Genomic DNA, 6,270 nt, shown 5'->3' with positions numbered 1-6,270 from the left:
TACTGGGGCGCGTCGCTGCTCACCGTCGCGATCACCTCGCTGGTCCTGCTCACCACCTGGGGCGGCACGCAGTACGCCTGGGGCTCCGCGCAGATACCGCGCCGGGACGCCGCCCGTGGGACGGGCGGCCGGTGGTGCGGCGGATCAGCGGTGTGCCGCGCCGCGCCTGCGGTTGAAGACGAGCAGGCCCGCGCCCGCGGCGACGACGGCCGCGGCGATGCCCGCGATCATCGGCGTCGAGCTGGAGCTTCCGGTCTCGGCCAGGTCGCCGGAGGCCGGGGAGGTGCTGGCCTGCACGACCGGGGCGTTCGAGGTCGCGGTCGTCTCGGGAGTGGTCGGCGGCGCGGTGGGCGTCTCGGACGCCGGGGTGGTCGGCGGCGCGGTGGGCGGCGGCGTCTCGGGCGTGGTGGGCGGCGGCGTGGTCGGCGGCTTCTCGCACGGCTCGGACGTCTTGTACTCGTCCCTGCCGTACTGCTTGCCGTCGCCCGCCTTCACGACCAGGTGCACCTTGATCGCGGTGCTGTGGTCGGGCAGCGCACCCGTGAAGTCGTAGCTGCCGCCGAACGACTCATTGCTCGCGAGCACGGCGCCGCCGTCCACGGAGACGGTCACCGAGTTGGTGACCCGGGCGTTGTAGGCGGTGAGGTGGACCGAGACCGAGTCGCAGTCCACCGACCAGTTGGGGGTGTGTGCCGATGCGGGCGCGGCCAGTACGGCCGACCCGATGAGCGCCGCCATTCCGGCGCCCGCTATGACACCGGAGCGCCTGCGGCTCTGGCGCGTCATTTGCATGAATCCTCCCTGAATTTCGCTGTGTTCTCCGACTCCCTGGCGACGCCCCCGTCCGCCATAACTACGGGGACCGGGACCCTACACCCGGCGGAATTCCGCCCGGCGACCGCCCCCCACCATTACCGAGCCCGTATCAATTCACCTGCAATTCCAGGGGATTCGATCACCGGGCGCCGGTCCGGGGCCCGCTGGTCGCGGCGCGCGGGGAGTGTCGGCCGCGGGGAGTGTCGGCCGCGGGCGGTACCGTGCGGGAGACAGCACGGGCACGTCAGGCGGAAGGAGGCAGGTCGCGTGGCCAAGGCACTGACCCCCGCTCAGCGGAAGGCGGTCGCCGGCTCCGATCCGTCGACCGGCCGGCTCTCGGCGCGCGCCGACGTCTGCGCGGCGCTGGTGGCGACGGGTCTCGCGGTGCCGCACAGCCGCAGCGGCCACCCCGCCTACTACCTGACCCAGGAGGGTCTGCGGCAGCGCGCCGCGCTGGCGGCGGCCGAAGCGGCACGGCAGGCGGCACGGGAGGCGGAAGCCGCCGCGGAGCCGCCCGCGGTCCCCGACGGCACCTTCACGGCCGACGACGGTACGGGGACGGTGACGCCCGGCCGCGGTCCCGCCCGCGCGGCCGAGGTGGCCGCCGCGTGGGAGGGCCTGCTGGGAATCCGAGCGGTGCTCCTCGACGGCGTGACCGACGTGCCCGCGCCGTGGGAGCGCGAACGGCTCGTGCACGCCGTGGCGTTGGCCCTCGAAGCGGCGGGCTGTCCGCCCGCCCCTGACGGTTATACGGTCACGCCTTCCGCGCAGGACGGCGCCGTCGAGGTGTCCTGGCGGGGCGCTGCCGCCCCGGACGAGGCGGCCGGCCACCTCGTCCGGTGCGCGGCGCTGCTCGACGCCCGCGGCTGGCAGTCCACCCGGCACCGCGACCGCGCCGCCCGCCCCTTCCTTCTCACCTCCCCCCGGCGGTCGGCGCCCCGCCGCTGAGGTGCCGCTCAGCCGATGGTGACCACACGCGCCCAGGACGGCGGGGAGTCCGGGACGTACTCGGCGTTGTCCTCGCGCACGGCGCGCGAGGGGCGGGGGAAGAGGCCGACGACGGTACGGCAGGGCGGCTGCTCGGACGGCCACGGTGTCTGACCGTCCGTCAGGGCGACGACGACGTCCGGGCGGGGCCGGGAGCGCAGGGCGCGGGCGAAGCCGGAGCGCAGATCCGTACCGCCGCCGCCGATCAGCTCGATGCCCTCGGCACGGCAGATCGGTACGGCCACACCGGCCGCGACGTCGCAGGAGATCACCGAGACCAGGTCGCGCCGCCCGCCCACCGCCCGCGAGATCGCGGCCACCTCCAGCAGCGCGGCGCCCAGTTCGGCGTCGCTCACGGAGCCGGACGTGTCGATGACGACGCAGACCCGCGGCGGTGTACGGCGCAGGCTCGGCAGCAGCACTCCGGGGACGGCGGCCGAGCGCCGTGAGGGACGCCGGTAGCTGTGGTTCTCGCCCGCGCCCGGCGCGCCCGCCGCCGAGCGGACCGCTGCCCCGAGCAACTGCCGCCACGGCTGCGGGGGATGGAACGCCTCCTCGGCCCATCTGCGCCAGCCCTCGGGCGCCTCCCCCGGCCGCCCCTTGATCCCCTCGGCGACCCGGAAGCGGACCGCGTCCCGCTGTTGCCTGCTCAGGGCGTGCGCCCCGTCCGGTCCCAGCTCCCACGACCTGGCCTGCCCGTCGGCGCCGCTGCCGCAGTCCAGCCAGGCCAGGTCCCCGACGAGCCCGGACATCGACGCCGTCCGCAGATACTCCTCCATCAGCAGGCCGTCGGGCAGCCGCAGCAGCGACGGCAGCACGGCCCCGGCGGGCCGGGGCAGACCGTCCCCGTAGATGTCGTCGTTGATCTCGAAGTCGGCGGCGATGTTGCGCCGCAGCCTCTCCCGGCCCTCGGACGGGGGCGTTCCCGCCCCCTCCCGCCCGCCCGGACCGGGCTCTTCGTGCTCCCTGGCGTACCGCTCGCCCCGCGCGTGGTGGTCCCTGAGCAGGTGGGAGACCTCGTGCACCCAGACGCCGGCCAGTTCCTCCGTCGGGGTGCGCGCGACGAAACCGGGCGAGACGTAGCAGCGCCAGTACGCGTCGACCGCCATCGTCGGCACCGACCGGTCCTCCACCACGTGCAGGGCGAAGAGGGCGCTGGCGAGGTAGGGGCGGACCGTGACCGCGTGGAGCCGGGCCGCCATCAACTTCTCGGTGTCGAGGGGCAGTCCGGGAGCGTACGGCTGGTCGGCGGGGCGCTGCCGCCTCGGCGCGAGAGGCCGTACCGGGCGCGGCGGCGCAGGCGGAGGCATCGGGCGCGGTCGCGCGGTGACCGGCCGTTTCCCGGTGACCGCCACCGGCTCGTTCGCGGTGACCGCCACGGGCCCCTTGGCGGTGTCCGTCATCCGACGCTTCGCCGTGTCCTTCATCGGCCCGTCCTCTTCGTCCGGGCGGCCTCGGCGTCCGCGACCCGCGCCACCGACTGGTCGGCGCGGCGGGCGAGGCCGATGACCGAGACCAGCCGCTCCACCGCCGCGGGCACCTCCCAGTCGTCGCGCCGCAGTCCGGCCAGCGCGGTGGCCGGGGCGACCAGCAGGTCGGGGGCGCCGGACTCCAGCGCCCTGACCAGCACCGCCCAGCCCGCCTCCCACCGCGCCCGCTCCGGCCGCGCGCCGACCGCGGCCACCACGGCCTCCAGCGCCGCCTGCCGCAGGTCGCCGCGCTCGGGCAGTTCCGCGGTCGGCGGGTCGGCCATCAGCGCCTCGGGGTCGGGCAGGTCCATCCGGTCCAGGTGGGCGAGGAGTTCAAGTCCCGGCCCGTCCCCCACCGCGCCCCGCACCAGCAGGGCCAGCACCTCGCGGGACGCGGAGGCCGCCGTACCGAACGCCAGCAAGGTCAGCGCGGCCTCCCAGCTCCGGGGCGAGGGCCACGCGCCGCCGCGCCGCGTCTCCGTGCTCGGCAGCCGGTGGATCAGCGTCGGCCTGGCTTCGAGGAAGCCGCAGACGGCGCGCCGCGCGAGGGCCACGGCCTCGGGCAGCGACTCCGGTACGAGCCTGGGCAGTTCCGGGCGCGGCCAGACGCCGCCGAGGCCGCGTACCACCACCTCACGGTCGTGCACCCAGAACAGATGGACGAAGCGGTTGGCCAGCGGCGGGCTCAGCTCCCATCCGTCGGCCGCGGACGCGCGCGGGTTGGCGGCGGCCACGATCCGTACGCCGGGCGGCAGTTGCAGGGCGCCGACCCGGCGCTCCAGCACGACCCGGAGCAGCGCCGCCTGAACGGCCGGTGTGGCCGTGGACAGTTCGTCGAGGAAGAGCAGTCCGCGCCCGGCGCGGACCAGTTCCACGGCCCACTGGGGCGGCGCCATCGGCACACCGCGTACCGCGGGGTCGTCGCCCAGGACGGGCAGCCCGGAGAAGTCGGTCGGCTCGTGGACGCTGGCGATCACGGTCGTCAGCGGCAGGTCGAGGGAGGCGGCGAGCTGGGTCAGCGCCGCGGTCTTCCCGATGCCGGGCTCCCCCCACAGCAGTACGGGCAGGTCGGCCGCGACGGCCAGGGCGAGCGCTTCGAGCTGTTCGTCGGGGCGCGGTTCCGTGGTCCTGGTCCGAAGGAGCGTCAGAAGGTTGTCGGCGACGGCGAGTTGGGGGTCGCTCACGGGGGCGGAGGCAGAGGTCAAGGCGGTCGTGGGAGCGGTCGTGAAGGCGGTCGTGGGCAGGAGGGTGCTGGACGTCATGGGCATCACCTGGGGTTGGTCAGGGGAACGGGACGGCCCGCTCCGAAGGGTTTGTGCGGCAGGGCGGCGCTCAACGCGCCGTGCAAGAAGGGGACCTGACGGCTGGTCAGACGACGGAGGGTCAGCGGGCCGTTCCGGTGCGGGGCCTGGCCCGGCTGCTGCGCTTGGCGCGAATGTGCCGCGGCGTATGGCGGACGAGGCGCGGACGGCGCTGCGCCGAGGCGGGGTGTCCCGCGACGAGTCCCGCGCGGAAGACGCCGTGGTCGACGCGGCGGACGGCGGCCCGCTCCAACTCCTCGCGGAGCGGCCCGTCGCGGAGTACCGCGCGCGGCCCGACCAGTCCTTCGACGACGGCCAGCGCCCCGGCCATGTCGCCGTGGCGCAGCCGTTCCCGTACCGCGGGCAGTGCCTCGGGGTCGCGGTGCACGGCGTCGATCGCCCGCAGGCAGGGCAGCGCCGGTCCGCCGAGGGCCACCAGCAGGTCCTCGCGGCGCAGTTCGGCCGGGTCGTGGTCGACCGCCGTCAGCACCCCGTTCCGCAGCGCGATCCGGTGGATCTCGCCGCGGCACTCCACCCGGTGCGGATCACCGGGCTCGGGGCTGTGGCCTGCGGCCGGGGCGGTGTCGTACGACGCCAGCGCCGCGGCGACCAGCGGGTGCAGCCGGTCGGCCGTGATCAGCCCGGCCCGTAGCAGTTCCAGGTCCGGCAGGACGCGGGCCGCCGCTTCCGGCAGTACGGGCAGCGCCGCGATGTCGTGCGGTCGCAGCGGTTCGCGCAGCGGCCGGCAGGTCGGGGCATGGCTGTCGTCGGGGGCGACGAGTTCGAACGCGGCGCGGTCGCGCGCGCCCAGGCGTACGGCGAAGGCGCCGCGCGGGCGGCCTTCGGCTCGCAGCAGCAGTTCGGCCTCCGCGGCCCACCGCCCCGACGCCCACGGACCCTCGTCCGCGCCGCAGCGCCGCGCCAGTTCGCCGCTCCGCCCGGCGTCCCAGAGATGCCGGTGCAGGTCGAGCCGGAAGCGCCGCTCGGGATACGGGTGCGGGTGGATTCCGGCGGCGCCGTGCCCCGGCTCCTGCCACAGCGCCAGCGCCATCCGCTGCCCCGCGTCGGCGCTGGCCGGCGGTGTCCGTACGACCAGGTCGACCGGCGGACCGGCCGAACCGCCGTACCGCGCGAGGAGGATGGTCACACCGGGCCGCAAGCGGCCGTCCGGCGCGATCCTCGGCATGTGCCAGCGCAGCAGATCGGGTGCCAACCGGCGCAGATCCGCCCGGAGTCGGGCGGCCAGTTCGGTGCCGTGCCGCGTGCGCACGGCTCGCAGATCGAGATCCGCGTCGACCCGGGCCGCGGCGCACGCCCCGGCCCAGTCGCCGACGGCGCGCCGCGCGGTGGCGGTCTCGATCATGGACGGTGGCACGGCGTACTCGCGTACGCGGCGCCACATCAACACGTGGGCGGGAATCTCGTCCGTGAGGTGAGGTGCCATCAGCACTCACCCTGGTCGAACGATTCCCCCATTCCGTACGAGAAGGAGTTCGTCATCACGCCCATCATAGGCACAGCCGCCGCCCGGACTCCATCAACGGGTGAGCCTCCGTCAGGCGGCCGGGGAGCCGCTGGCTCCTGCGCACGGCGAGCAGACGGCTCCGGCGGACGGGGAGCCGGTGACGCCGACCGCCGGGCGTGACGGCCTCGGATGTGTGGAGCATCGGGAATTATCGGATTTTGGAGCCGTCTAT

Annotated in this window: 5 protein-coding genes; 1 reads left to right on the top strand and 4 read right to left on the bottom strand. The window is 75.4% G+C overall.

Annotated elements, in window-relative coordinates:
• Nucleotides 1-144: 144 nt before the first annotated feature.
• Nucleotides 145-786 carry an LAETG motif-containing sortase-dependent surface protein gene (locus tag ABZX65_RS30630; protein ID WP_355347210.1) on the bottom strand — a complete coding sequence of 214 codons (642 nt, stop codon included), beginning with the start codon at nt 784-786 and terminating at the stop codon, nt 145-147.
• Between the two features lie 297 nt (nt 787-1,083).
• Here ABZX65_RS30630 and ABZX65_RS30625 point away from each other — a divergent pair, with 297 nt between their 5' ends.
• On the top strand, nt 1,084-1,764 hold the full coding sequence (locus tag ABZX65_RS30625) for a hypothetical protein (protein WP_355347207.1): 681 nt from the start codon (nt 1,084-1,086) through the stop codon (nt 1,762-1,764).
• Nucleotides 1,765-1,772: 8 nt separating this feature from the next.
• Here the strand turns inward: ABZX65_RS30625 and ABZX65_RS30620 are convergent, their stop codons facing one another.
• The 3 genes from ABZX65_RS30620 to ABZX65_RS30610 form a co-directional block, all read right to left on the bottom strand.
• Nucleotides 1,773-3,005: a VWA-like domain-containing protein gene (locus ABZX65_RS30620; RefSeq protein WP_355347228.1), complete on the bottom strand. Its 1,233-nt coding sequence runs from the start codon at nt 3,003-3,005 to the stop codon at nt 1,773-1,775.
• A gap of 221 nt (nt 3,006-3,226) precedes the next feature.
• On the bottom strand, nt 3,227-4,534 hold the full coding sequence (locus ABZX65_RS30615; RefSeq protein WP_355347204.1) for an AAA family ATPase: 1,308 nt from the start codon (nt 4,532-4,534) through the stop codon (nt 3,227-3,229).
• A 121-nt stretch (nt 4,535-4,655) separates the two neighbouring features.
• Entirely contained in the window at nt 4,656-6,017 is a 1,362-nt protein-coding gene (locus ABZX65_RS30610) for a hypothetical protein (RefSeq protein ID WP_355347201.1), read from the bottom strand.
• Between the last annotated feature and the right edge of the window lie 253 nt (nt 6,018-6,270).

The sequence above is a fragment of the Streptomyces sp. NPDC003300 genome, from assembly GCF_040610915.1.
GTDB lineage: Bacteria > Actinomycetota > Actinomycetes > Streptomycetales > Streptomycetaceae > Actinacidiphila.
This window is presented reverse-complemented; position numbering and strand designations above follow the sequence as displayed.